Annotated in this window: 24 protein-coding genes; 23 read left to right on the forward strand and 1 reads right to left on the reverse strand. The window is 64.4% G+C overall.

Features of this window, described 5'->3' with window-relative positions; all coding sequences use genetic code 11:
- Position 1: 1 nt before the first annotated feature.
- The 23 genes from ACW73L_RS07475 (at position 2) to ACW73L_RS07585 (ending at position 21,275) form a co-directional block, all read left to right on the forward strand.
- Complete coding sequence (locus tag ACW73L_RS07475; protein ID WP_498921109.1) at positions 2-322, forward strand: head-tail joining protein; 321 nt, start codon at positions 2-4, stop codon at positions 320-322.
- Positions 319-1,005, forward strand: coding sequence for a hypothetical protein (locus tag ACW73L_RS07480; protein ID WP_498921110.1), 687 nt, complete (start codon positions 319-321; stop codon positions 1,003-1,005). Before ACW73L_RS07475 ends, ACW73L_RS07480 begins: the two co-directional genes overlap by 4 nt.
- Positions 1,002-1,193 carry a hypothetical protein gene (locus ACW73L_RS07485; protein ID WP_498921111.1) on the forward strand — a complete coding sequence of 64 codons (192 nt, stop codon included), beginning with the start codon at positions 1,002-1,004 and terminating at the stop codon, positions 1,191-1,193. Before ACW73L_RS07480 ends, ACW73L_RS07485 begins: the two co-directional genes overlap by 4 nt.
- The gene (locus ACW73L_RS07490; RefSeq protein WP_498921112.1) at positions 1,193-2,692 is read left to right on the forward strand and encodes a phage tail sheath subtilisin-like domain-containing protein; all 1,500 of its coding nucleotides are present in this window, start codon (positions 1,193-1,195) and stop codon (positions 2,690-2,692) included. Before ACW73L_RS07485 ends, ACW73L_RS07490 begins: the two co-directional genes overlap by 1 nt.
- 10 nt (positions 2,693-2,702) lie before the next feature.
- The gene (locus ACW73L_RS07495) at positions 2,703-3,062 is read left to right on the forward strand and encodes a phage tail tube protein (RefSeq protein WP_498921113.1); all 360 of its coding nucleotides are present in this window, start codon (positions 2,703-2,705) and stop codon (positions 3,060-3,062) included.
- 7 nt (positions 3,063-3,069) lie between these two features.
- Positions 3,070-3,618 (forward strand): phage tail assembly protein, encoded by a 549-nt coding sequence (locus ACW73L_RS07500; RefSeq protein ID WP_498921114.1) that lies wholly within the window; start codon positions 3,070-3,072, stop codon positions 3,616-3,618.
- A gap of 100 nt (positions 3,619-3,718) precedes the next feature.
- On the forward strand, positions 3,719-5,986 hold the full coding sequence (locus tag ACW73L_RS07505; RefSeq protein ID WP_498921115.1) for a tape measure protein: 2,268 nt from the start codon (positions 3,719-3,721) through the stop codon (positions 5,984-5,986).
- Positions 5,983-7,302, forward strand: a complete 1,320-nt coding sequence (locus ACW73L_RS07510) for a DNA circularization protein (RefSeq protein ID WP_498921116.1) — start codon at positions 5,983-5,985, stop codon at positions 7,300-7,302. Before ACW73L_RS07505 ends, ACW73L_RS07510 begins: the two co-directional genes overlap by 4 nt.
- Positions 7,295-8,392 (forward strand): phage baseplate assembly protein, encoded by a 1,098-nt coding sequence (locus ACW73L_RS07515; protein WP_498921117.1) that lies wholly within the window; start codon positions 7,295-7,297, stop codon positions 8,390-8,392. The genes ACW73L_RS07510 and ACW73L_RS07515 overlap by 8 nt, the downstream gene beginning before the upstream one ends.
- The gene (locus ACW73L_RS07520) at positions 8,389-8,856 is read left to right on the forward strand and encodes a phage baseplate assembly protein domain-containing protein (protein WP_498921118.1); all 468 of its coding nucleotides are present in this window, start codon (positions 8,389-8,391) and stop codon (positions 8,854-8,856) included. The genes ACW73L_RS07515 and ACW73L_RS07520 overlap by 4 nt, the downstream gene beginning before the upstream one ends.
- 115 nt (positions 8,857-8,971) lie before the next feature.
- On the forward strand, positions 8,972-9,469 hold the full coding sequence (locus ACW73L_RS07525; protein WP_498921119.1) for a hypothetical protein: 498 nt from the start codon (positions 8,972-8,974) through the stop codon (positions 9,467-9,469).
- Positions 9,466-9,891 carry a phage GP46 family protein gene (locus ACW73L_RS07530; RefSeq protein ID WP_498921120.1) on the forward strand — a complete coding sequence of 142 codons (426 nt, stop codon included), beginning with the start codon at positions 9,466-9,468 and terminating at the stop codon, positions 9,889-9,891. Before ACW73L_RS07525 ends, ACW73L_RS07530 begins: the two co-directional genes overlap by 4 nt.
- Entirely contained in the window at positions 9,891-10,955 is a 1,065-nt protein-coding gene (locus ACW73L_RS07535) for a baseplate J/gp47 family protein (protein WP_498921121.1), read from the forward strand. Before ACW73L_RS07530 ends, ACW73L_RS07535 begins: the two co-directional genes overlap by 1 nt.
- The gene (locus ACW73L_RS07540; RefSeq protein ID WP_498921122.1) at positions 10,952-11,680 is read left to right on the forward strand and encodes a putative phage tail protein; all 729 of its coding nucleotides are present in this window, start codon (positions 10,952-10,954) and stop codon (positions 11,678-11,680) included. The genes ACW73L_RS07535 and ACW73L_RS07540 overlap by 4 nt, the downstream gene beginning before the upstream one ends.
- Positions 11,681-11,682: 2 nt before the next feature.
- The gene (locus ACW73L_RS07545) at positions 11,683-12,771 is read left to right on the forward strand and encodes a phage tail protein (protein ID WP_498921123.1); all 1,089 of its coding nucleotides are present in this window, start codon (positions 11,683-11,685) and stop codon (positions 12,769-12,771) included.
- On the forward strand, positions 12,771-14,015 hold the full coding sequence (locus ACW73L_RS07550) for a hypothetical protein (protein WP_498921124.1): 1,245 nt from the start codon (positions 12,771-12,773) through the stop codon (positions 14,013-14,015). Before ACW73L_RS07545 ends, ACW73L_RS07550 begins: the two co-directional genes overlap by 1 nt.
- Complete coding sequence (locus ACW73L_RS07555) at positions 14,015-14,548, forward strand: hypothetical protein (RefSeq protein WP_498921125.1); 534 nt, start codon at positions 14,015-14,017, stop codon at positions 14,546-14,548. The genes ACW73L_RS07550 and ACW73L_RS07555 overlap by 1 nt, the downstream gene beginning before the upstream one ends.
- Positions 14,549-16,165, forward strand: a complete 1,617-nt coding sequence (locus ACW73L_RS07560; RefSeq protein ID WP_498921126.1) for a hypothetical protein — start codon at positions 14,549-14,551, stop codon at positions 16,163-16,165.
- A 12-nt stretch (positions 16,166-16,177) separates the two neighbouring features.
- Entirely contained in the window at positions 16,178-16,513 is a 336-nt protein-coding gene (locus ACW73L_RS07565; protein ID WP_498921127.1) for a hypothetical protein, read from the forward strand.
- Positions 16,513-19,203, forward strand: a complete 2,691-nt coding sequence (locus ACW73L_RS07570; protein ID WP_498921128.1) for a hypothetical protein — start codon at positions 16,513-16,515, stop codon at positions 19,201-19,203. The genes ACW73L_RS07565 and ACW73L_RS07570 overlap by 1 nt, the downstream gene beginning before the upstream one ends.
- Before the next feature lie 13 nt (positions 19,204-19,216).
- Positions 19,217-19,468: a hypothetical protein gene (locus tag ACW73L_RS07575; protein ID WP_498921129.1), complete on the forward strand. Its 252-nt coding sequence runs from the start codon at positions 19,217-19,219 to the stop codon at positions 19,466-19,468.
- Positions 19,465-19,830, forward strand: coding sequence for a phage holin family protein (locus ACW73L_RS07580; protein ID WP_498921130.1), 366 nt, complete (start codon positions 19,465-19,467; stop codon positions 19,828-19,830). Before ACW73L_RS07575 ends, ACW73L_RS07580 begins: the two co-directional genes overlap by 4 nt.
- A 407-nt stretch (positions 19,831-20,237) precedes the next feature.
- Positions 20,238-21,275: a threonine aldolase family protein gene (locus ACW73L_RS07585; RefSeq protein WP_498921131.1), complete on the forward strand. Its 1,038-nt coding sequence runs from the start codon at positions 20,238-20,240 to the stop codon at positions 21,273-21,275.
- Positions 21,276-21,332: 57 nt separating this feature from the next.
- Here ACW73L_RS07585 and ACW73L_RS07590 read toward each other — a convergent pair whose 3' ends face one another.
- Positions 21,333-23,903 (reverse strand): M12 family metallopeptidase, encoded by a 2,571-nt coding sequence (locus ACW73L_RS07590; RefSeq protein ID WP_498921132.1) that lies wholly within the window; start codon positions 23,901-23,903, stop codon positions 21,333-21,335.
- Positions 23,904-23,939 lie beyond the last annotated feature (36 nt).

A 23,939-nucleotide genomic window follows, 5' to 3' on the forward strand; every position in this document is an offset into this window, starting at 1 on the left:
GATGGCGTTCGGTGCTGCGCTGGAACGGTTGAATCGGGTAACGCTGAGCACCTTCGCGAATGCGACCGTGGCGCGCACCGGCTATCCACCGTTTCAGGCCGTGTTCGATCACCGTACCTCGGAACAGGATGTGTTCGACCACATGCCGGGCGATGTGTCGGGCCTGTTCTCTGGGCCGATTCCCGTGATCACGGCGTCCGACACGGACGTTGTCGGGCTCGGGCAGGGTGACGGGCTCATGGTGAATGCAGTTGCGTACACGGTCCGGGATATGCAGCCGGACGGCGCCGGCTTCGTGCGTGTCACGCTGAAGAAGGCATGAGCGAGCGCACCCCCGAGCTGCGCACGATGACCGCCAACCGCGTTCGTGCGGTGGTGCCCACGGCGAACGTGGTGGAGAACCTGACCGACCCGGTCAAGGCGGCGTCGATCGTGGCGGAGACGAAGACGACGTTGGTGGCGATCGCCTTTTCACGGGTGGAGCGGAAGCTGATCAGCAGTGCGGCCATGTTCCGCGCCGCGGGCACGCTGGATGTCGCGATCTGCGCGCTGTCGCCGGAGGTCCTCGATGAGACGGTGCTGGCAGTGCACGCCGCGCTACTGACAGATCTCGCCTGGGTGAGCGAGTTCGAGGCGATCGACTCGTTGGTGACCGATTACGAATACGTCGCGGCAGGCAACGTCGACCTTGCCCTCGCCTATGTGCGGATTACCTGCATCTGGGCAGAGACGTACACACCGACGCTGGCAGACCTGGAGTCAGTGCACATCACGACGAGGGTCGGCACGGTCCGAGGCGGCGCCACGGTCATGGCCGACGTGGTAGACGAAACGGAGATTGCGCTCGACGAGCCGGTGTTCGAAGTGCAGTCGGAATCCGTGATGTTGGATGAGGACTGGCCGCTGGAGTCGGTGATCAGTCGGGACTCCGCCGAGTTAGAAGCTGGGGAGGTGCCGCGAGGTGGGCCTCCAGTCCATGAACCAACGCAAGAGTTAACGGCATGAAACTACGTGCGCGCGACGGGCAGACCGTCATCGACCCCCACACGGGGCTGCCGGTCGACGGCATCGTCGACACCGATGCAGCTCCCACGACGGCCGCTCGGCTGTCATTGCTGCGGCTGCATCATCAGGGCGACCTGATTGAAGTGGTTGAGGTGCCGCCGAAGAAGTCCGCCGGAGGTGACAAATAATGACCATGACGTTCAACGAGATCCCGATCGACCTTCGCGCCCCGCTGTTCTACGCGGAAATCGACAACTCGCGGGCCGGCTATTACACGCAGAATCTCCGGTCGATCATCTTCGGGTATGTGTTGTTTGCCAACCAGGGCGAGGCGGGGCATCTGCAGCCCATCAGCACACCGGATGAGGCGCGGGCAAAGTTTGGTTGGGGCTCAATGCTGGCGCGACAGGTCGCGGCGTTTCGCGCCAACCGTCCTACGGGCGACCTGTGGGTCTACCCCCTGCAGCAGCCGACATCGGGCGCGGCGGCGTCATGGGCACTGACTTTCAGCGGGCCAGCGACCGAAGCCGGGCACGTGTACTTGTACGTGGCCGGTCAGCGGGTGCAGGTGCCGATTCCGGCCGGCACGTCGGCCGTGAGCGCGGCCACGCTGGTGGCTCGGTACATCAATCGCCAGAAAAATCTGGTGGATGTGTTCCGCGACCTGCCGGTCAACGCCTCCAACAAGGTGGACGAAAGCGGCACGGAAACAGTCACCTTTACGGCGAAGAACAAAGGCATTCACGGCAACGCAATCGATATTCAGCTGAACTACTACCGGGATTCCGGTGAGCGTCTGCCGCCCGGCTTGACGGCCACCATTGCCCAGGTGGTCACCGGCACTGGTACCGTGGGTCTGGATTCGGCACTCGCCGCCATCGGCGATGAGCCGTTCGACCATTGGATCACACCGTTCAACGCCCCGGGCGATCTGGCGACGATTTCCGATTTCCTCGAGGCGCGCTACGGGCCCATGAAGGAATTGTACGGCCAGATCTGGACGGGCAAGCGCGACACTTACAGCAACATACGCTCCTTCGGCGAGGCGCTGAACGAGCGCACCCTGAGTATCTCCAGCCTGGACGGGTCGCCGACATGGGATGTGGAGATCGGCGCTGCCTACGGGGGTGTGGCGTCACGCGCGTTTGCCGCCGATCCCTCCTTGACTCTGCAGGATCTGGAGCTCGTCGGCGTGTTGCCACCGCCTTTCGATAAGCGCTGGAACACGGACCAGGTCAACAACCTGCTCTACGCGGGCATTTCACCGCTCGTCTATGAGGGTGGGGCTGTCCGTATTGCGCGCTCCATCACGACGTATCAGGTCAACGCCTATGGCGCGGAAGACACGAGCTTCCTGGAGACCACCCGGCTAGCCACACTCGCCGCCGTCATCCGCCGCGTGAAGAACCTGATTACGCGCCGCTACGGTCGAGTCAAGGTGGTGCCGAACAACGCGAAGCTGGATGGCGGGGTGCCCCACGTGTCGCCGCGCATGATGCGGGCGACGCTGATTTCGCAGTACGAGGGATTCTGCCGCCGCGGATGGTGCCGCAACCAGGAGCAGTTCGAAAGCCTGCTGGAGGTGGAGATCGACGGCGAAGACCCTTCCCGCATGAACATCTTATACCCGCCGATTCTGACCAGCTCGCTCAGCGTGGTCGCGACCAAGGTCCAGTTCCGACTGTAAGGAGATCAGCATGTCACGTATTGGCAACATGGCTACGTTTTCCGCAAACGGGGCCAGCTTCTCGACCGAGGGGGATTTTACGCTACGGCTGAAGCCGGTGAAACGCTCGCCGGTCATGTCGAGTGACGGCGAGTGCCATCACACGGAAGAGCTCGTGCCGGGTGTGGTCACTGGCACCGTGTTCATGGTCCCCGGGTTCAATCCGGACGTACTGACGGAGCTGACCAATGCCACGATTCTGGTGGCGATGGGGAGCGAGACCGTCGGTGTCCTGGAGGGCGCGATGTTCACGGGCGACGGCGACACGAACACCAAGACCGGTGTGATGCAGGTGGAGTTCTCCGGCCGCGGCCGCTGGCTGCCGAACTAGGTGACCCATGAGTGAGCCGATCCTGATCCCACTGTCCTGGCCATGCACGATCGCCGGCCGCCCGGTGACCGAGCTTTCACTCCGCGCGCCGATCGCTGGCGACATCCTCGCGATGGACAACGCGACCGACGTGGATGGCGCCGCGATAGCACTCATCGCCACGCTCGCCGGGACCGACATGGCGTCGATCGACCTGGACAAGTCCGACCGTGAGGCCGTGCTGGAGATGCTCGAAGAGCATATCGCGGCAGACAAGTTGGCAGCGGCGACGACTCCAGCCGGCCCCGATGGCGCTGTCGTGCTGAAGCTCCGCGCGCCAGTGACGGTGGCTGGTAAGCAAGCCAACGAGCTGACGATTCAGCGCCCCCGCACCCGCGCGCTGCTGGAGCGCGATGCCGTGCGCGGCAAGGCCGCCAAAGACTTGCGTGAGCTGGCCGCGTGCTGCGGTGCGTCGCCCGCGGAAATGCACAAACTGGCGGCCGCAGATTTTGCGACGGCTCGGGAGGTGCTGAGCCGTTTTTTGACTTCCCGCCCCTCGAAACCTGCTTCGCCATAGCGAAGTTTTGGGGTTGGTCGCGCGCGGAATTCTACAGCGCGACTGCAGAGGACTTTGACCTGTTCGGCCGCGGAGCCGAGATGCTGACCGACGACGACCGATGAACAAGCTGTTCTCCATCGAGACGATCTTCAGCGCGACGGATCGGATGACGCCGGGTCTCCGGCGCATCACGGACACAGTAGATCAGTTCCGCGAAAAGACCGCCCTGGCGCGCACTGCGGGTCAGCTGTTCGATAGAGGCGTACGGGATGCCTACCGCCCGCTGGGGTCGTTGGGGCGCCTATTTGAGTCAGCGCACCGGTCCAATAGCCTGTTTGTCGGCGGCCTGCGCGCCTCATGGTCGGTGTTGAGCGGGACAGCTGCCCAGCTAACAGCACTCGGCGGAGCGGTAGCCGGCGCCTATGGTGTGCAGCGTCTGGTGCGCTCGGTGATCGGTACTGGTGCGCAATTCGAAGGCTACCAGGCGCAGCTCGAGACGACGCTCGGATCGGTGGATAAGGCACAGTCGGCGCTGCAGTGGATTCAGCAGTTTGCGAAGACAACGCCGTATGAGGTTGCGGGGGTGACCGAGGCTTTCGTGCGCCTGAAGGCCTACGGCATCGATCCCATGGACGGCACACTCAGGTCACTGGGTGACGCCGCGGCTGGGCTCCACAAGCCCATGATGGCAGCGGTGGAGGCAATCGCTGACGCGGTCATGGGAGAGAACGAGCGGCTGAAGGAGTTCGGGATCAAGGCGTCGGTCGACACCAAACATCACTTGGTGACCTATCGCTGGCTGGACAAGGCAGGAAAGGAGCGAGAGAAGACGATCGATAGCAGCAATCAGCGCTTGATCGCCAGCACGCTGCAGACCATCTGGAACGAGAAGTATGCCGGAGGTATGGATCGGCTGTCCCGCACATGGGAGGGCATCGTCAGCAATTTGTCCGACACATGGACCGGCTTCCTGCGCCAGATTGGCGACGCCGGCGCGTTTGCGGCCGCTGGCCGCGCTGCCAGCCGATTACTGGCCAGCTTTGCCCGGTTTACCGAGTCCCGCGCTGGTGTCAGCGTCGCGCGGCAGATAAGTGGGTACATGGAAAGTGCTATCGGCGCCACCGAACGCTTCGTGGAGCGACTGGCTGGCGGAGATGTCAGGGGTGCGATGGCCGTGGTCGGTGATGCGCTGCGCGCCGTCGCCGATCAGGTTCAGCGACTGATCCCACGACAGGCACGCGACGAGATCAGTGAGTGGTGGTCAGACCTGCGGGCCGTCACGAGGGGTGCCTCGGGCGCGGTCGAGATGTTGAGCAGCGCCTGGGGGAATGTGGTTTCCGCGCTGGATGCCATTACTGGGGGCCGCGGACGGGAGACATTGGGTTGGTTGGCGACGATGGAGGTCACGTCCAGGGCGATCACGGGCGTAGGCCTAGCCGGATGGGTGCGAGGTGTAGCGTCGGCGGTCGGCCTGTTGGCTGCCGCATCCGCGCCGCTGGCCGGGTGGGGCGTAGTGCTGGCGGCTGTGGCGGCGGCTGGCCTGACGATTTATCAGAACTGGGATCCGCTGAAGAGGTGGTTTCGCGAGTTCTTCGACGGGCAGGTCTCGGGGCTGAAGGGCATGCGCGATGATCTGACCGGGGCCTGGGATGATCTGCGGAAAAAGATCAGCACAGCGATCGACGGCGTTGAGTCGCGGGTAGTCGCGTTCGTCGAAGGGATCCGTTCCGCTGTGGCCTCTGTGCGGTCCGGGCTGGGCAGTGTGCTGGACTACATGAACAACAGCGACGGTGCTGAGTTCGGCGTCCCGCGCGCGCTGAAGCAGTCGTTCGTCGTTTCCCCGTCGGCGCCGCCCGGCTACGCGGACTTCATTTCGCGCATGGCCGGCGAGTTCGGGGTGCGCGATGAGCTGATGCGGACGATCTTCGCCCGCGAGTCGTCGTCCGGGAAAGATGCGGGATTCAATGGCTGGGACAGCAATGCGCGGAAAGGCACGCCCAGTTACGGGCCCTTTCAGTTCATCGAGCCCACCTTCAACCGCTTATATAAGGAGGCGATGCGCGATCGGTCCGACCTATTGCAACGGCTCGGTCCGCGCGACTGGAAAAACTGGCACCAGCAGGCCGCGGTGGCGTCCTGGGCCTTCGCCCACGGCAAGTCTAGTCACTGGTCGACCTATCGGGGCGAGCCGATCAACGCCCCGCGCGAGTACCGTATCGGGCGCGCAGCGGAACGCAGCGTCAGGGTAGAGAACGAAATCACCATCATCCAGGACGATCAGCGCCAGCGTGTGCTGACCAAGACGCGCGGTGACGGGGCTGCTCGTACTCGGGTGAACGTGGGCAAAAACCGCTTCGGTCTGAGTCCGGTGCGGGGGACGGCATGAGCACGCCCTACGATCCCATTCGGGGCGTCGCAGGCGCGGTTGGTGCCGGCCGCTCGGCGCTGGATGACATCCGCAACCTGCTGGCCGGTCGGCCGGACCCGTTGCCGTGCGCGTTCCGCGGCGTGCCGTTCTACGCCGTAGTGACGACCAACAATTTCGGACGACGGGTGGCACCGCACCAGTTCCCCAAGTACGACGTGCCGTACATGGAGGATATGGGTCGGCGCGCGCGCGAGTTCGGCATCACCGGCTTTGTGATCGGCCCTACCTGGGAGTCGGCCCGCAACGACCTGATCACCGCTTGCGAGATGCCTGGGCTGGGCACCCTGCAGCACCCGGACTACGGTGCGTTCCAGGTGATCTGTGAATCCTGCGCCGTCACGGAATCCCGCGTTGGTGCCTTGTTCAAGGCGGATTTCGAGCTGCGGTTCACGGAGAGCGGGAAAAACGCGATCCCGCAGCCGGTGGTCAATTTTGCCCTGCAAATCCGCAACGCGATTGCCGATGCGTTCGTTGCGATCAAGGACCTGCTCACGTTGGCCTATGTGGTCAGCCGCCTGCCCGCCACGCTCAAAGCTACGGTGCAGACCTTCCTCGGCACCTCAACCAAGCCGGTGCGGCGGGTGCCAAGCAATGCCGTGCAAAAGGCCCTGTCCCGGCTCGATGCGACCGACATCGAATCGCCGGAGACCGTGGCGCGGCTGATCGCGATCCCCGGCAGCCTGACGGCCGACATCGTGGCGCGCAATCTGCGCGAGCGGTCCGGGAGCATCACAGCCGCGGCGCCAGTGGGCGATTCGGCCCTGATTACACCGTACCAGGCGATCACTACGCTGGAAGAGTTGATTGCGGTACCGCCGACCATTCTGCGCCCCAATACGCCCACCAAGCGGCTGGCACGCCAGTCGATCGTCGCGGCCGAGGTCGCCCTCAAGGCCGCGGCGGCCATGGAGATTTCTCGGGCCGTGACGTACATCGATTTCCAGAGCCTCGATGAAGCGCAAGGGGCCTGGGAGCGGGCCTTCGGCGCATTGGATGCGGTGATGTCGCGCGCCGCCGACGAGGGCATGGATGTGGTGTATCGGCAGTTGAGTGGGCAGAAAGCGCGTGTCGGGGACGACATTCGCGAGCGCGCCCCGACGCTGGATCGCATCGTTTACCGGGCCGTGCCACAGCCACTGCCGGCACTGGTGATCAGCTACCGGGAATATGGTGACGTCGCGCACGAGTCGGCGATCGTCAAGCGCAATCGTGTGCGACACCCGGGGTTCGTGCAGTCAGACCGCTTGGAATTACTGAGGGCAGTCGATGGCTGACGAGCGCGTCATGCTGATCGTGGATGGCAGGGAGTACACCGGCTGGACACAGGTGCAAGTGTCGCGCGCCATCACGCAAGCCTGCTCGGCCTTCCAGTTGTCATTGAACGACTCGGCCGAGCTGCGCGTGGACCTGCATCCAAGCCAGTCCTGCGAGGTGCGCTGTGGCGCCGAGACGCTGATCACGGGCAGCATCGATGCGGTAGAAATCAGTTACACCGCTGATTCGCACGATATCGCGATCTCCGGACGTAGTCGGACGCGGGACATCATCGACTCGTGGTTGGACCCGCTGCAGTTTCGGGGGTTGGCTGTCGAAGAGATTGTCCGCCGGATCGCGCGCCAGTTTGGCGTCGAGCTCAGCGTCATCGGCGATGCGACGGGGCTGCAGATGAGCTCGAACGGCTTCTCGGCTGTGCCGGACCAGGACTTCGCCGTGCATGCGCGCGACGGCCTGGCGTTCGAGGCAATCCAGGATGCAGCAGGTCGTGCCGGCTGGTATCTGTCCGACTCGCCCGAGGGCAATCTGGTGCTGTCGCGCACCGCCGGCGCCGTAACCCGCAACGAGATCATTGTGATGCCGGGCCAGCAGGTGAACGCGCTCGGCGCGTCCTACCGCAATGATGAGTCCCACCGCTTCAACACGTACCGCGTGATCGGACAAGCCGCACCGACCGACGATTCGTTCGGCCTGGATGCCGCGCAGATCATGGCGGAAGTCACCGACCCCGACATCGGCCGCAACCGGTTGAAGATCATCACGGCAGAAACAGGCCTGACGACGGTGCAAGCCCAGACGCGCGCGATCCAGGAGCGCCAGGCGGCGATCGCGGAGTCCTTCGGCATCGAGTACATCGTGCAGGGGTGGCGCGGCTCGGCGGGCGCACTCTGGAGAGAGAACGAGCGGGTCAATGTGCGTGACGACATTCTCGGGGTGCGCCGGCAGTTGCTGGTGGATACCGTGAACTACATCCAGGACGAAAGCGGCGGTACGACCTGCCGGTTGGCGCTGGTGCTGCCGGAGGCCCGCATGCCGGCCGCAGTGTCGACCGATGGTGTGTTGTCGGATGCCGACCGGGAGGCCGCATGACGGTGCGGCGCGGGGTGATCGATCGGGTGGTGGACGACGCGGGCAAGGCCCAGCGGGTGCAAGTGCACGGTGTGGCGCGCCAGCTGCTCGACCAGATCGAGCATATGCAGCCGTACGGGTACACCGCACACCCGCTGCCGATCGACTCCGATGGGAAAGGCGCGGAGTGCCTGCTGCTGGACATCGGCGGCACGACCTATCGCATCGTCGCAGTGGCGTCGGATCGCCGGTCGCGGCCGCGCACCTGCGCTGAGGGCGACGTGGTCATTTATACGGCCGCGGATGATCCTGACGCGGAGCACGCTGACGCGGTGTCGCGCATCGCGCTAACGCTGGGTCCGGCGCTGTTCGTGCGGATCGGAGCGGCGCGAATCACGGCGAATCAGGAGCATCTGAAGCTGCAGTACGGTGGCGCGACGATCACGATGACCGCCGGCCAGATCCACTTCACCGCAGGAGGTTAGCGTGGCCGGTACGGATCAGGCGTGCAACAGCGAACTCAATCGGCAGATCCAGGGGCTGCAGGCGCGATTGAGTCAGGCGGAGAACAACATCACCGCGCACTACAAGGGAATCTCGATGCTGGTGGCGGCACTGGCAGAGACGCCTGCCGCCGCAGCGGCCGCCGTGATGATGCCGTTTTACAACGGTTTTGAAGCCGGGTTCATGTTGGTGCAGAAGCTGATCGACGCACTCGATCCGGCCGCCTTCAAGGCGCTGATGATGGAAATGGCCGTTGGCTTGGTCGATGGCATGGCCGCCGAGCTCGAGGCGATTATCGGGTCGGTGGTCAGCTCGCTGAGTGCGCTGGTGGGTGCGCTGAATGCCGCCATCGAGGGGCTCAATGCCCAGATCGCGGCGATCAATGCCGCCATCGAGGCCGGCGGTTTGACGCCGGAGCAATTGGCCGCTCTGCAGGCGGAAAAAACAGGACTCTTGGGCCAGCTGGCTGATCACATGGCGCGGTTACAGAAGGCTGAGGATATGGCCGCGACGGCCCCGAGCCTGCTCGGCGCGCAAAAGGACGCGGCGAGCTGCAAGACGCGCTCCTTGTTGCTGTCGGCACTATCCGAATGAGCCACTCGCTACAGCTCCGCTTCGGCGACCAATCCACCGCGATGACCGGGTGGGCGCAGTGCGATCTCGCTTTTGCCGGGCATGACATCGAGTCGGCGGTGATTGCCTCTCTATTCAGTTGGCGCCGGGCGCGCCCAGATGACAATGCGTCCGACACGTACGGCTGGTGGGCTGAAGACTTCGGCTCACGGCTCTACTTGTTGCAGCGGACAAAGATGTTGCCCGGACTTGCCGCGGTCGCGCGCGGGTACATCGAAGAGGCCTTGCAGTGGCTAGTGGATCGCGCCGTCGTGTCCTCGATCGCCGTGCATGTTGAGCTGCACTCGGAGACCGGGCACTTGTATGCGCAGGTCGGGCTGGCACGAGATGAAAGCAGCGCGCTGACGCTGCAGTTCCAAAACCTTTTCGACTACCTGCGCTGATGTCGCTCACCGGTTTCAAGCGTCCGCCGATCGATCAGCTCATCCGACAACTTGAGGCGGATGTGGCGGCGCGGCTGCCCTCGATCGACAACCGGTTGCCCGGCACGCCGCTCTACGTGCTGACGCGTGCCTTGGCGGCTGGCTTGCACCAGCTTTATGGGTACCTGGACTGGATCGCGGACCAGACCAACGTGCTGTACTGCGCCGATGAGGCGCTGGATATGTACGGGACGATCTGGGGCATTACCCGGAAACAGGCGACCCTGGCCTCCGGCACGGCGACGATTCCCGGCGCGAATGGGTCCGTGATCCCGGAGGGTGCCGAGCTGCGGACGACGGATACCGGGATGATATACATGACCACCGATCCGGTCACGGTGGTGGCCGGTGTGGCCACACTGGCATTGGAGGCGAGCGAGTTCGGCGAAGGAGGCAACCTCGCAGCGGGCGTGACGCTGGCGCTGGTAACGCCGGTGGCCGGCATCAATGGCCGAGCCACCATCGTCGATATGTCCGGGGGCTCCGACATCGAGGGCGACACCGCCTATCGCGCCCGTATTCTGGCGCGCATTCACCAGGCACCACACGGTGGCGCGGCGCAGGATTACGTCACCTGGGCCATGGAGCTGCCAGGCGTGACGCGCGCGTGGTGCTACCCCAATGAAAATGGCCCAGGCACTGTTGTGGTGCGCTTCATGATGGACGATGGCCGCGCCAACGGTATCCCCGAGGCGGGCGATGTGACCGATCTGGCGGCATATCTTGAGCCACGCCGCCCGGTGTGCGCGGACGTCTCGGTCTATGCGCCGGTCGCCGCGCCGGTGAATGTCACCGTGAGCGCATTGACCCCAGACAACCCAGAGGTCCGCGCCAGCTCGACGGCTGAGCTGCGGGAGATGATCCGCCGCGAAGGAAGTCCGGGCGGCACGCTGTATCAAAGCTGGTTTTGGGAGGCCGTGTCGCAGGCGACCGGCTGTCGGCACCATGTGATCGCTGCCCCTGCCGGCAATGTGACCGTCGCAGCAGGTCAGATCCCGGTGCTGGGCACGGTGACCTTTACGTGATCGCTCGCGACTATCTGGCGCTGCTCCAGGCACTGCTCCCGGCGGGCCCGGCATGGAGCCGTGAGGTGCGCCGCAATAGCCGGGGCAAGGTCGTTGGCGGCAACCTCTCGCTGCTCCTGGATGCCTTCGCGCAGGCACTACAGGCCTTTGACGACCGCTGCCAAGCGCTCGTCCAGGAAGCCAACCCGATGACGGCGAAGCAGCTGTTGGCCGCTCGCTACGACGAGGCCTCGCTGCCGTTCGCCTGTCTGCCGCGCGCGGACAACCCGGATCAGCAGCGCGCCGAAGTGCTGTACGCGTGGTCTGCACTCGGAGGCGCCAGTCCGGCCTATTTCGCGTTCATCCTGAGCAAGCTGGACATCCCGTTTCGGATCCGCGAGTTCCCGGCCTTTCGGATCGGACAGACGCCCATTGGCAGCGCGCCGTTGTACAGCGACCAGTGGGCGTATTGGTGGCAGGTATCGGCGGTCGATACGGCGTACCGACACTTCCGCGCCGGCAACAGCACGGCCGGCGACCCACTTCAGGAGTGGAGCGCGCAGGCCATTGTGTGCTTGATCAATACCTTAAAGCCAGCCCATACCCGAGTGATCTTTCGGTTCGTCCTCGACGAGCAGGAGTTGGAGTGGGCGGAGGATGACTTCGGTGCGGACGGGCTCGTCACGGACGATGCCGGCATCGTGCTGCTCGGTGACTACGACCAGCCAATTTACTTCAGGGGATAAGGATGCAGCGCATACGACACACGACGGCCGCGGCGGTTAGGCCGGACTACTCGTCAACGGGCGAGCCCGGTTTCTTCCGTGAGGGCGCACCCGGCGGCGATCCGCCGACGCACGTGTCGGCGGACTGGCTTAACGGTATGCAGGAGGAGCCGGCCGCCGTGATCGAAGCGGCCGGGCTTGAGCTGGACGAAGCCGACAATACCCAGCTGCTCCAGGCCCTGCATATCCTGATCGACGCAAAATTGGCGGCGCTGGCGGTATTCCCCGTCGGCGCCATCATGATGCGCGCTGTGAACAATGCGCCGGCAGGGTGGTTGATGTGCGATGGCGCTGAACTGGGCCGTGCCGCCTATCCGGCATTGTTCGCGGCCATCGGCGAGGCCTTCGGTGGGGGTGACGGCAGCACCACCTTCAATGTGCCCGATCTGCGCGACCGTTTTCCGCGTTGCCACGACGCGCGCACCGAACGGCCGTTTGGCTCGACCCAGGCGGATGCGACGAAATTGCCGGCGCTCTCAGCGACCATCGAGCAGTCCGGCGCCTACAGCGGTGTACTGACTAGCACGTCGGCTGCGCTGGGCCATTACGGTGCGAATACCGACGCGGCGGGCGCGGTTGGGGCGCAGACGCTGACGGCGCAGTCGACCACGCACGGGCATCTGGTGTCGACAGATAGCGTGGAGTCGCAGACTTCTGGCCGCACGGTGGGTCACACGCACAACCTGTACTGCCAGTACACGACGGTCAAATACGACGCTCAGGCGCCCAACAGCGTGAACGTGGTGCAGTTCATCGGTAACGGCATCCAGCCTGGCCAGCCGTACTACGGCGGCGGCCACACGCAGGGCGAGACCGTCGATCACAAACACTGGGCCGGCATAGCGCAAGGCGGAGCGCACACACACCCGGTCAGCGTTCCCGCGATTCCGGCTCACACGCATTTCGTCGCGATTCCGGCTCACGACCCACACAGCCATCAGACGGCCGTCGACATCCCGCCGCACACGCACAGCATCACCGTGACCGGTAACAGCGCCGCCGAGACCCGGCCCAAAAACATCACGCTGGCATTCATGATCCGAGCCATCTAATGCAACGCAACCGCCACCCCACCAGTTACGCCACCCGGCCGCCGTCATCCGCGACTGGCGCGCCAGGGTATTTCCACGGCGGCGACCCAGCGCAGGGAATCCCTGCCACGATACCCACGCCGGAATGGGCGAACGGCGTCACAGAGACGCTAGTGCGGCCTATCGAGGCCGCCGGACTGGTGCTGGACGATGACGATGATATGCAGTTGCTGCAGGCCATCGGTGTCATCGCCGCGCGGCAGAACAAAGCGCTGAACGGGCAGTTCCAGTATTGGACGGCACCGAAGCCGCTGCCAGCAGGATCCTCCGGCAACCTGTACGGGCCCGATCAATGGCGGGTGCAGTCCGCGGGCTCGACCTTCGCGGCGGACACGGCGATTTTCCCAATTGGTCATACGGCCGTCGATGGCGATCCGCGTGCGTACTTGCGCGTCACGGCCGCGGCGGGTGCCGGCGCCGGTGGCGACTATGTCCGGTTGTCGCAACCGATCGAGGACTGCACAAGGTTCTCTGCCCGCACGGTCACAGTCGCCTTCGACGCCCGCAGTGCCGGCGGCACATGGAATCTCGGGTTGTCGCTGGAGCAGTCATTCGGCCCGGGGGGGTCCGCTCCTGTGCCTGGACTGGGAGGGCGCTTGTTCAGCATCACTCCCGCCTGGCAACGCTTTGTGCACACCATCAATCTACCCAGCGTTGCCGGCAAGGTGCTGGGTGGCAGCAACGTCGTTAACTCATACCTGGACCTTCAGCTGTGGCTAAGCGCAGGTGCCGACCTCGGTCCGTTGACGGGGGGTACGGTTGGTCACCAATCGTGGGAGTTTCAGCTCACCAACGTGCGCTTGGTAATTGGCCCGTCTGTGCCGCCGATTGAGTTGCGCGATGACCGCACCGAGCTTGCCGCGCTGAGGCGCTACTACGAGTTTGGTGGGACCACCGCGCCAGGTGGGGGTAACTGGTTCTCGGGTGGCGGCATTACGGCGCAGGTGGTGGGCGCGTCGGTCGCCACCATCGCGGCGCCGGTCCGTTATGCGCAGCAAAAGCGGGTCGCGCCGACGCTGACGCTCCTGAATCCGGGCGCCGCGAATAACGAAGTGAGGAATTTGACGCGCGGGACTGACTGCTCAGCCAGCGGCCTGTTCCGCGCGGCCGGGGTGTCCGCATTTGTTGCCGAGTTCACGACGGCTGCCGGCTCGGCGGTGGGGGACGTCAACGGATTCCATTGGGTGGCGGACGCGAGGTATTGATGGGCGCTTTATACATCGATCACGGGACACATCTCCGGCGCCTTTCAGATGGCGCGCTGATCCCGAAGGAGCCGGAGAATCGCGACTTTGCGTTGGCACAGGAGGCGCTCACTGTCGACGCGGCGGCGTGGGCAGCACCCGCAGATTTGGCCGACATGGATGCGACACGGGCCACTGCGTTGGTGGCCATTGATGCAGCGGCGGAGGGCGCGCGGTTGCGGTACATCACGCCGGGGGCCGGTCAGGCCCAAACCTATGCGCAGAAGCTGGCTCAGGCGGAAGCCTACGTCGCTGCCGGTGCGCCGCCGGACGCCAGCCCTTGGCCATTCATCGCGGGCGAAGCGGAGGCCTTGGAAATATCCCCGCAGGCTGCTGCAGCCACCATTATCACCACCGCTGAAGCGTGGGTAACGGTAGGTGTGGCGATTGAGCGCACCCGTATGGCGGGCAAGCGTGCCGTAACTATCGCGTCCGGACTGGCGCAACTTGCCGCGGCGCGCGATGCGGCCATCACCACCCTGGAGGCGCTGTAAATGCCGGCTGAACGATTGCGCTTGATCGATATCATCGCGAACAAGCTTTCCGAAAAAACGATCCTCACGGGTGGAGAGCAATGGCACGCCCGCGATGGTGCTGTATCGAAAAAGATCACGCCGCTCGGCGTGTTGCACTACGTGTTGGCGCAGTCCGGACTGGTGGGCCGCCAAGTCCTCTCGGCCAACAACGAAGAGGAGGCGCAGCAAGCGCTCGGGCTACAACCCGGCGTGCACGTCATGGCGCATGGCGCCTTGCTGGCTTTGCTCTCGGCTCTCCCGCTGATCGCGGAAGGCAGGCTATTTGCGCTACGGATGGAGTCGGGCAGCCCGGCGGCGGAGCCGATTTCGCTGGGAGTTATCGCTCCGGAGTTGCTCGAATGTACTGACCAGGCAGCTGTTGCCGCGCTGCTGGGGCTGGTCCCCGGCGAGGATGTACAGGCGCATAGCAACGCACTGGACGCCATCGCCGCGATGCCCGACACCGCTGTTGCGCTTGAAAAGCCGGTGCTCGTGCGGTTCGGGGCGGACGGTGCGCCGATCGCTGACCATGAGGAATATGCGCGCCTGGTCGATCTGACGAGTAAGGCTGATCGGTCATGGGTGCTGTCGCAGATCCAGGCGATCCTGGACGACGATGACCCGTTTGAGCAGTACCTGTTGGTCGATGAGGCTGACTTGCTCTATCTGCGGCTCACGGACGCCAAGCCGGCCGGGCTTGCCGTACTGACATCAGACACGAGCGTCCCGCTCGACAACCCCGGTACGGCGGGCGCTAACCGGGAGCGGATCGCGTTGGAGTGGCTCGCCAACCTCGCGCGCCTGGTCGTGTCGAAAACCGGGACTGGCACGCAGCGCGATCTGCAGCTGGTCGTCGGCGACACATTCTGGCAGCTGAAGGCGGATGGCGGGTTGTGGTGCGAGGTTGCCGGCCAGACGGCGGGCAATGCCCGCGGCGCTGGGGCGGTCGATCTGCAGACGTTGCGGACAGATGCGACCAACGTAGCCTCCGGGGCCAATGCCGTCGCGCTCGGTCGTGACTGCAAGGCCACAGCGATAGGCGCGGTGGCGATCGGCGACACCTGCAGTGCGACGGGTGACGGGGCAGTCGCGCTGGGCGCGTCCAGCTCTGCCGCGTCCCCGCGGGCGGTGGCGCTCGGCTTCAACGCGTACGCGAACCGTCGCGGCTGTCTCGCCTACGGATTCGGCGGGTCGGGCGCCGGAGCCAACCAGTGGCAGATGATGGGCGGTCGCGCCTCGACGACCAATGCCACGCCAACCGAAATTTTTGCTGCGGGTGTGACCAACTCCCGGTTCTCAGTGCCGGCTAAGGGCGGGTTCTTTGTGCGCGGCAATGTCGTGTGCATGCGCTCGGACTACGCCGCAGCGGGTGCCTGGGAATTCACCGCATTCATCGTCAACAACGCCGGCACGACGCGGATCGTCGGGTCGGCGACCGTAACAGCCGTGGCCGTCGATGCGGCACTTTCTGCCTGCACCGTGGCAGTGACGGCTGACGATACCAACGACTCCCTCAAGATCACCGTCACCGGACTCGCCGCCACAAACCTGCTGTGGACGGCGAGTGGTTCCGGATCACAAGTCATTCAAGCATAACCGGAGCAACGCATGCCCCTATACAAAGCCACGACGGGCATATCCGAAAGTTGGCACGCGGCCCGTCAGATCATCATCGATAACCCGCACAACGGCCGCGGGCAGGCGACGTTCGCCGAAGTGCAGAGGGTCGCGGTGGACGGCGTACTGTTGGCGGAAAAGCCGACCGGCCGCGAGTTGGTGCTGACGATCGACCCGCTGGAGCCTCGACTCATCCCGGTGGTCGATCCCGAGACCGACGAGCCAGTGCCGGACCAGTTCGTGACCGATCACGAAGTCGCGCACATGTTGCGCTGCGTGTATTTGGCGCTGGCGCGTGAGATTGACGAAGCCGGGGGTGCCGAGTAATGCCGGTCTACACCTACGACAACGACAGTTATTTCGACGTCGCGCAGTTCGACGGGATCTACCCGCTCGGCAATGACGACTCGACCGATGGTCTGAATGCTGCGATCGCCTACGGCGCCGCGAACAATATCGCACCCTGGATCCCGAACGGCGTGCAGTTTATGGCGACCGAGGTCTCGATGATGTCGCCGCACAAGGCCACTAACCAGGGCTGGAACAACCGCCGCCGGTTGATGGGCGAGGCGCGCGGCACCCGACCGATCATCCAGATGATCGACGGCGCCGCACCGTCTGCCGGCTCGGCCAAGGCATTGATCCGGGTTGGCTCCTACGCCTCCGGTAACGTGGTCACAACGGAGGAATCGCGGAGCTTTTACGGCGCCATCCTGCGGAATCTGGACCTGCGTATTGGGTCAGGGAATGGCAAAGGTATTGTGCTGCACGCCAACGTCGCGCAGCACTGCTCGTTCGAGAATCTGCGGATCACCGCGACGGGCGGATATGTTGGGCTGGTGGGCGGTGCAGGCCCCGGCGCCATCCTGTACGACGTCGAAATTGTCGGCGGCCAGTATGGCATCTGGAACGAGCGGATGCTCGGCACCAACCAGAACGGGTCGAGCTACCACTACCGGTTGGTGACGCTCGATGGCCAGAGCGTCAATGCCATCTATCACTTCGGCTACCGCGGCGCGACGTTCGACGGCATCCGCATTCTCAACGCGCCACCGGTCGCAATCATGCAGGGCAACCAGCTCACGCCGATGCGCGGGGTCATTACTCTGCGCGACGTGTCGTGCATCTGGGCCGACGCGCCTGGGACGTTCATTCAGAATACCGAGGAGGACAAAGGCACCGCGCTGGTCAATGTCTACCTGCAGAACTGTGGCAAGGTGATCGAGACGCAGAACCCGGCTAACTCAGCAGAGGCGACCGACGTCGCCGGCACGCCCGGGTCGATCATTCGGGTGGATGGGGTCTATGTGCCGGGGACCTCCTGGACCGCACTGTCGACCAACGGACTCGCGTCTACGATGGCCTCCGTGGCCCTCGTCAACGGGACGAGGACGGCGGGCACGGTTCAAGGCATCGTTCCTGTGTCTGCTGGCTCGATTCCTTCGAACCTGTATACCCGCTGGCGGCGGCAGATCGACCGGATGGACTTTGCCACGCCGGGCGTAATCGACATGCTGGCCCGTGGAATCGTGGCCAATGACCCGGCACAGGCCGAGAGCAACTATGCCAAGATACAGGCCGCGCTCGACGAAGCCGGGCAGGCCTCGATCGAAACCGGGGTCGCGATTGGCATCAAGTTTCCGAAAGGGCAAATCTACGTCTCGGAGCAGCCGCAGCAGTGGGGCGACGTGCAGTCATTCGGGGTACCCGGTGGCCTGACACGGATCATGGCGACGGCGAGCTGGCAGGCCGCTTCCGCGACCGATCTCGACTGGATCTGGCGGGTCGGCAGGGGTGACTCCGACGACCAGTATGCACAGACCTGGGTCTATGATCTTGTGTTTGACTACCCGACCACGACCTGGAATGGCGCGGTCACATCGCACACGCTCGGCGCGCTGCACTGGACCGCTGGTGCCAACTCGGGATCGATGGACATCAAGTTCGGGTCGTGGTCTGCCACCGGCGAGCTGAAGCCGCGCAAGTCGTACTTCTTCGAAGGCTCGGGCGGTGATCACGCGTGCTTGGTCGATCACTCGCAGGCGATGCCGAACAACGCCGGGCTTATCCACGCGGGATACGTGAAGTTTCACTTCAAGGACTGCATTAACCTCCGCGTCGGGATGCTGGACCCCGAGCACGGCGGTATCTCCGAGTTCTCGAATAACCCGTTTTTCATCATCGAGGACTCGATTATCGACATCGGGTGCCTCAAGACCGAGACGGTAGGCACGGCCGGCCGGATTATCGGCGACTCGGATGTGGTCATTGGGTATACCGGCGGGTACTCGCCGGGCGGTGGTACCGACTTCGCCTCGTCGTTGCTGGAAGTTGAAAGTCCCGCGAAGGTCACGGCCTACCACGTCATCTACCCGCCGCCGACCGTGGGGGCTTACGGGAAGGTCATCGACGAGATTGGATTCGGGACGCCCGACGTCTGCCTCCGTACCGACCAGATCACCCGCTACGAGCGCCGGCCGTCCGGGACCTTCGATCGTGACGCCCTGTTCGTGTACCCGTCGAGGCCGACGCCGTCCTCGCCAGACGCCGACCCTTTGGCGCTTAGCTCGAGGATCTGGTACGTCTACCTGGAGGGTTCCGAGCCGGACGATACCGACTTCGCCGTTGCCGAGCTTGATGTCATGGAAAGTGCCAACGGACCGAGCCTGATCGGCGATGCCACCGTGACCGTGTCCGCCGGCGGGAGCAATGTCGGAAACCTGACCGACGGGTTGACCGCTACCGACATGACCGCGACACAGAAGGTCGTGATCAAGATCGAGTTCGCGTCGGCGAAGGCGCTGAAGCGGATCCTGCTGACATCTTCGGCGGCGGCCGGCGTTCCGATCGCGGCGGAGGTCTACGCGCGCCTCGAAGGCACCACACGGGACGTGCGGGTGCTGCGACGGCTGTTTCGGTCATGGTCCGCCGGTGAGACCAAGCAGCTGCTTGGCAATCGCCGGAGCCGCTCGCTCGGGATATCGGGTCGGGCTCGGGCCACGATCGCCAGCATTTAACCAGGGGGCACGTATGGACAACGAACGTGAGCTTGTTGGTGTCGTTCAGTCAGCCGGTGGTCAGGAGCGAGCGCTCTCAGCCGTCATTGTGGTTTTGATGGGTGTCTCGGCCCTGCTTGGTTGGCTGGTCTGGAACCTGACAACGGGCATGACCTCGCATATCGAGGTCCTGGCCGGCGATGTGAACTCGCTGCGGGCTAAGGTCAATTCCCACATCGAGCATCACGCGGACGTTCGCGCGGAGTGCAAGGCGGATGACCCGTGAGCTTGAACGGGGATGCCTGGGGGGGCGTCCTCACTGCTGCCGCGCTGTCGGCTGCCGCAAGTATTGACCTCCCCGATCCGTCAGTCCCACCTGGCCCGTGGGATTACCCTCTCGGAACCTACCTGTGGGTCGGATGGCTGTCCCTGTGGGGCGCGTCAATCCGCTACCTGCAGACGATCAAGGGGGATCCACGGATCTTCCGGGTGTCGGTGTTCCTCATCGAGTTATGGGCCGCGCCGGCATGCGGCCTGATCGCGTTCCTATTGTCGGAAGCGGCAGGCGGTGACCGCCGGCTGATGTGGGTGTCCGTGATCCTGGCGGGGTACGCCGGCAAGCGATTCATTGAGAGAACGCTGAAGTAGACCTGGCTGTCGGCCATGACCTATGATCACGTCAGGGTGATGGTGCGTCTCCGGGTTTCAAATCCTGCCCCCGCTACCAAATGTAGCTTTCCGAAAACGTCAGAAAGCCCGAAAAGCCCGCACGATGCGGGCTTTTTTGCGTCTGTTGTACGCCGCCACAATCGTTAGGCTCCCTTGGAGGAGCGCTTTGTGCCCGACACGCGCCAGCCGTTCCGCTGCCTCGGACGCACTCCGGATCTCTTGGCGTTGCCCCGAGTATCCGTATCTGATCGCCTGCCGCGAGATCCGACTCGTAGCGGGAACCTTCATGGCCGTTGCCGGTCCTCGGTAAAGCCGTCTTTGGACCACCAGCAAGGCGGCGTCGAGCCCTTGGTGCCATCGAGCGGTCTTCAACGTTCAGCGGAATCATGAAGCATCCCTTGCCTGAATTTGCCAGCGACAACTGGTCCGGACTGTGTCCGGAAGCCCTGGATTACCTGATTCGTGCCAATGCCGGGAGCGCACCGGCCTATGGATTCGATGAATGGACGGCCCGTGCGGCCGATGCCGTCCGCGCATTGTTCGAGCACGATGCCGAGGTCTTTTTCGCCTTTAACGGCACGGCCGCCAACAGCATGGCACTCGCGCATTTATGCCGGCCATATCAGGCGGTCATTTGTCATGAGTGGTCGCATATCGAGACCGATGAATGCGGTGCGCCGGGCTTCTTTTCCCACGGAGCGCGGTTGCTGCTGGGGCAGGGTCGCTACGGCAAGCTGGACCCCGCGTCGGCCGACTCATTCCTCGGCGGCGAGGGCGACTTGCGGTTTCCGCGTCCTGCGGCCCTCAGTCTGACCCAATCCACCGAGGTCGGTACCGTCTACAGCGTCGAGGAACTGACCCGCCTGTGCACTTGGGCAAAGGCGCACGGCTTGGCCGTCCATGTCGATGGCGCCCGGTTCATGAATGCAGTCATGGCGCAGGGTGTAAGCCCGGCCGCGTTGAGCTGGCGCTGTGGCGTCGACGTGCTGAGCCTGGGTGCATCGAAAACCGGTGGAGGGATCGGCGATACGGTGGTGTTCTTCGATCGGGACCTTGCCCGCGGCTTCGATTATCGCTGCAAGCAGGGCGGACAGCTGGCGGCCAAGATGCGCTTCATGACGGCGCCGCTGCTGGGACTGATCGAAACCGGTGCGTGGCAGCGCAACGCGAGACACGCGAATGACTGCGCGGCTTATCTTGCCCGCCGTCTGGCGGAGAACGCCATCGAGCCGGCGTTTCCTCCGCAAGCCAATGCCGTCTTCATCGCGTTGTCGGCCGCGGAAGCCGCTGCGCTCCGGGAACGGGGCTGGACTTTTTATGTCAGCCAGTGCCACGGGGCGGCGCGCTTCATGTGCGGCTGGGATACCACGCCCGAGCGTATCGATGCCCTGGTGGCCGCTCTCGGCGCCTGCCGCGCTCGCTGAGCACTAGGCCCGTGGCGCGGCGGCAGAGACCGCTGCGCCACGGGGTTACCGAAGGGGTTACTGCCCCGTGCCCGCCAAGGGCAGTGTGCGCGGGCTGTCAAAGGCGCTGCTGACGAGGATCAGTTGCGCAGAGCGATTGCCCGCAGCCGAGGGTTTGAAGCTGACGTTGATCGTGCAGGATGCCCCGGCCGCCAGCGAGGTGCCACAGGTCGTGGTGCGGATGAAATTGGTCGCGTGGGTGCCGACCACGGACACGTTGTAGAGGCCCATCCCACGATTTCCGTTGTTGCTCAGGGTGACCGTCTGGGCGGCGCTGGTTGTCCCGACAGCCCGCGGGGCGAAGGTCAGCGCGGATGGCGTGGTGGCCGCCAGCGGTTGGGCTGAAGTCGACCGCACGAAGAAACTCTTTAGGGCGGCTGCCGAGCACGACGAGCCCGGGGGGAAGTTTTCGACCCTGACCTGGAATGCACCGGTCTGGGCGACGTCCGCGCTGGTGACCGGAACTCGCAGCGTCGTGGCGTTGACATAGGTCACACCGGATCGCAGCGTGCCGTTCACATAGACAATGCTGTTCCCGGTAAAGCCGCTGCCTGTGATGGTCAGCGTAAAGCCGCTGCTGCCGACGACGGCCGACACCGGGTTGAAGCCCATGATCCCCAGTGGGGCGGCAATGGTGTTGTAGTCGGCCAGGATCAGCTGCTCATCGTTGACGGCAATCGTCCGCGGGTTGCCGGCGCCGGTCAGGTCGCCCTTCCAGCCGGTGAACACCCAGCCGGGCCAGGCTGTCTGCGACACGGTCACGGAACTGCCCTTCGTATAGAACCCGTCGCCGGACGCCGGCGTGACCGTCACGCCGCCGCCGCAGTACCAATACGCGCCGCCGGTTGCGCGGGTCTCGACGTACATCTGGGCCGCCCCGTAGTTGGCCGTGATCGTCCGGTTGCCACTGGGAACCGTGATGGTGCGCGCGCGCGCGCCACCGTCGCTCCAGTTCAGCCACGGGTAACGGATCGTCCACGTGTAAGGGCTGTACGGAGAGTCCAGGATGTCAATCGCGTGCACGGAACCCGGCGACCAGTTCCCGTCAGCCGGGTAGAAGCGGGACTGGTTGACCGGTCCGTACCAGTGCAGCAGCCCGCGGTTGTCCAGCACATCGATCCACACCCCGAGACCCGTCGGATTGGTCGAGAAGCGAACGATCGGGTCGGGTGTGAAGTAGGCATACTGCGGCCAGAAATCGGTGGTGCTTTTGGGGTTGACGCTGGTCGCCCGGTCATAGCCCGTGTACGTCCGGTAATGGCTGTAGCCCGGAGCGGGCGTGGCCTGCAGGGTCACGGCCTGGCGGCGGATATGGTACTGGCCGGCCAGCGGTGGATAGCTCTTAGGGGCTGGGTTCGCGGAAAGTGATCCCGAGCCGGGCGGGTAAATCCAGGGGCTGAACGGAAGCAGTTCCCGAAATTCGGCGCTGTAGACCGTCGTGGCGGGCGATGTCGCGGGCGACCCTCGCAGGCCGTTGCCGGGCAACACGTTGATCGTGTGAGTCCGGTTCATACTGTCGTTCCAGCGACCGAAGGTGTAGGCGAGCTGGCCCAGGGCCTGCGGCGCCGATGCCACGCTCAGGGTATGCGTCGAGTTCAGCGCGAAATTGAAGGTCTGCGGGGTCGTGATCGTGACGCCGTCGACGATGACCTGCAATCCGGGCGGGTTGCTGGTCACCGTGACCAATGTCGGCGCCGCGTTGTACAGCCGCTTGACCCCGTCGATATCCCCAACCGAGTAACCCTCCGTATTGGTCAGTGGAATCCCCGAGGGAATCGTCTCCAGCGTCGGCGCCCCGTTCTTCGTAAACACATACGGGTGGTACATCATCACCGAGCGGTAATCGAACAGGCCGAGGTTCTCGGCGTTGTCCAACAGCGTGTCGAAGTTGAGCTTCTCGCGCTTGATGAGGTTGACCGTCTGGACGGTCAGGTACGCGTCGCGGTCGCTGCGGGACTGCTCGTGCCACAGGCCGATGGCATGCCCCATCTCGTGCAGCAGGGTCGGTACGGACTGCTCGATGGAGCCGCCCAGCGTCTGCTTGCCGCCAACGCGACCCACGGCCGAATAACCGCCGCCGCTGAAGTCGTTGGGATCGAGGTTGAAGTCCACGTAGTCGGCTTCCCCGGCCCGTGGTACCCACTGGATCAGGCCCGCGAAGGTCGCGTTGAATTGGTCGATCGCCGTCGGTATGGCGTCGTTGCCGTAAGTGATGGTGAAAGGCACGCGGTAGGCGGTGCCGGTCTTGGGCCAGAGGAAGCCGTTATGGGCTACACCGATGCTCATTGGGGCGATGGCATCCGGCGGCGTGAGCGCGGTCTCAAGCTCCGAGGCCGGTCCCAGCACGATATCCCCCTCGAACAGTGCCAGGCCACCGACGACCCGGTAGGGCAGCATGCGGCCCCTGAACTCGCCCGTCCGCCATTCCCCTGAAAGTTCCGGCGATAGGCTCGGCCGCCTAACGGGGCCTGAGGGATCGGAAGTGGCGGGGGCTGCGACCGCGCTACCGAGCGCGAGCAGCATCGTCGGAACAGCGGCCAGGCAAAGCGTGAGTGTGATGCGGAGCGGTGTCGAGTTCGCGGTAATCATGCGAGTGCCTCCAGTTGGGAGCCATCGTTTTGGATA

It is taken from the genome of Methylolobus aquaticus, from assembly GCF_054172105.1.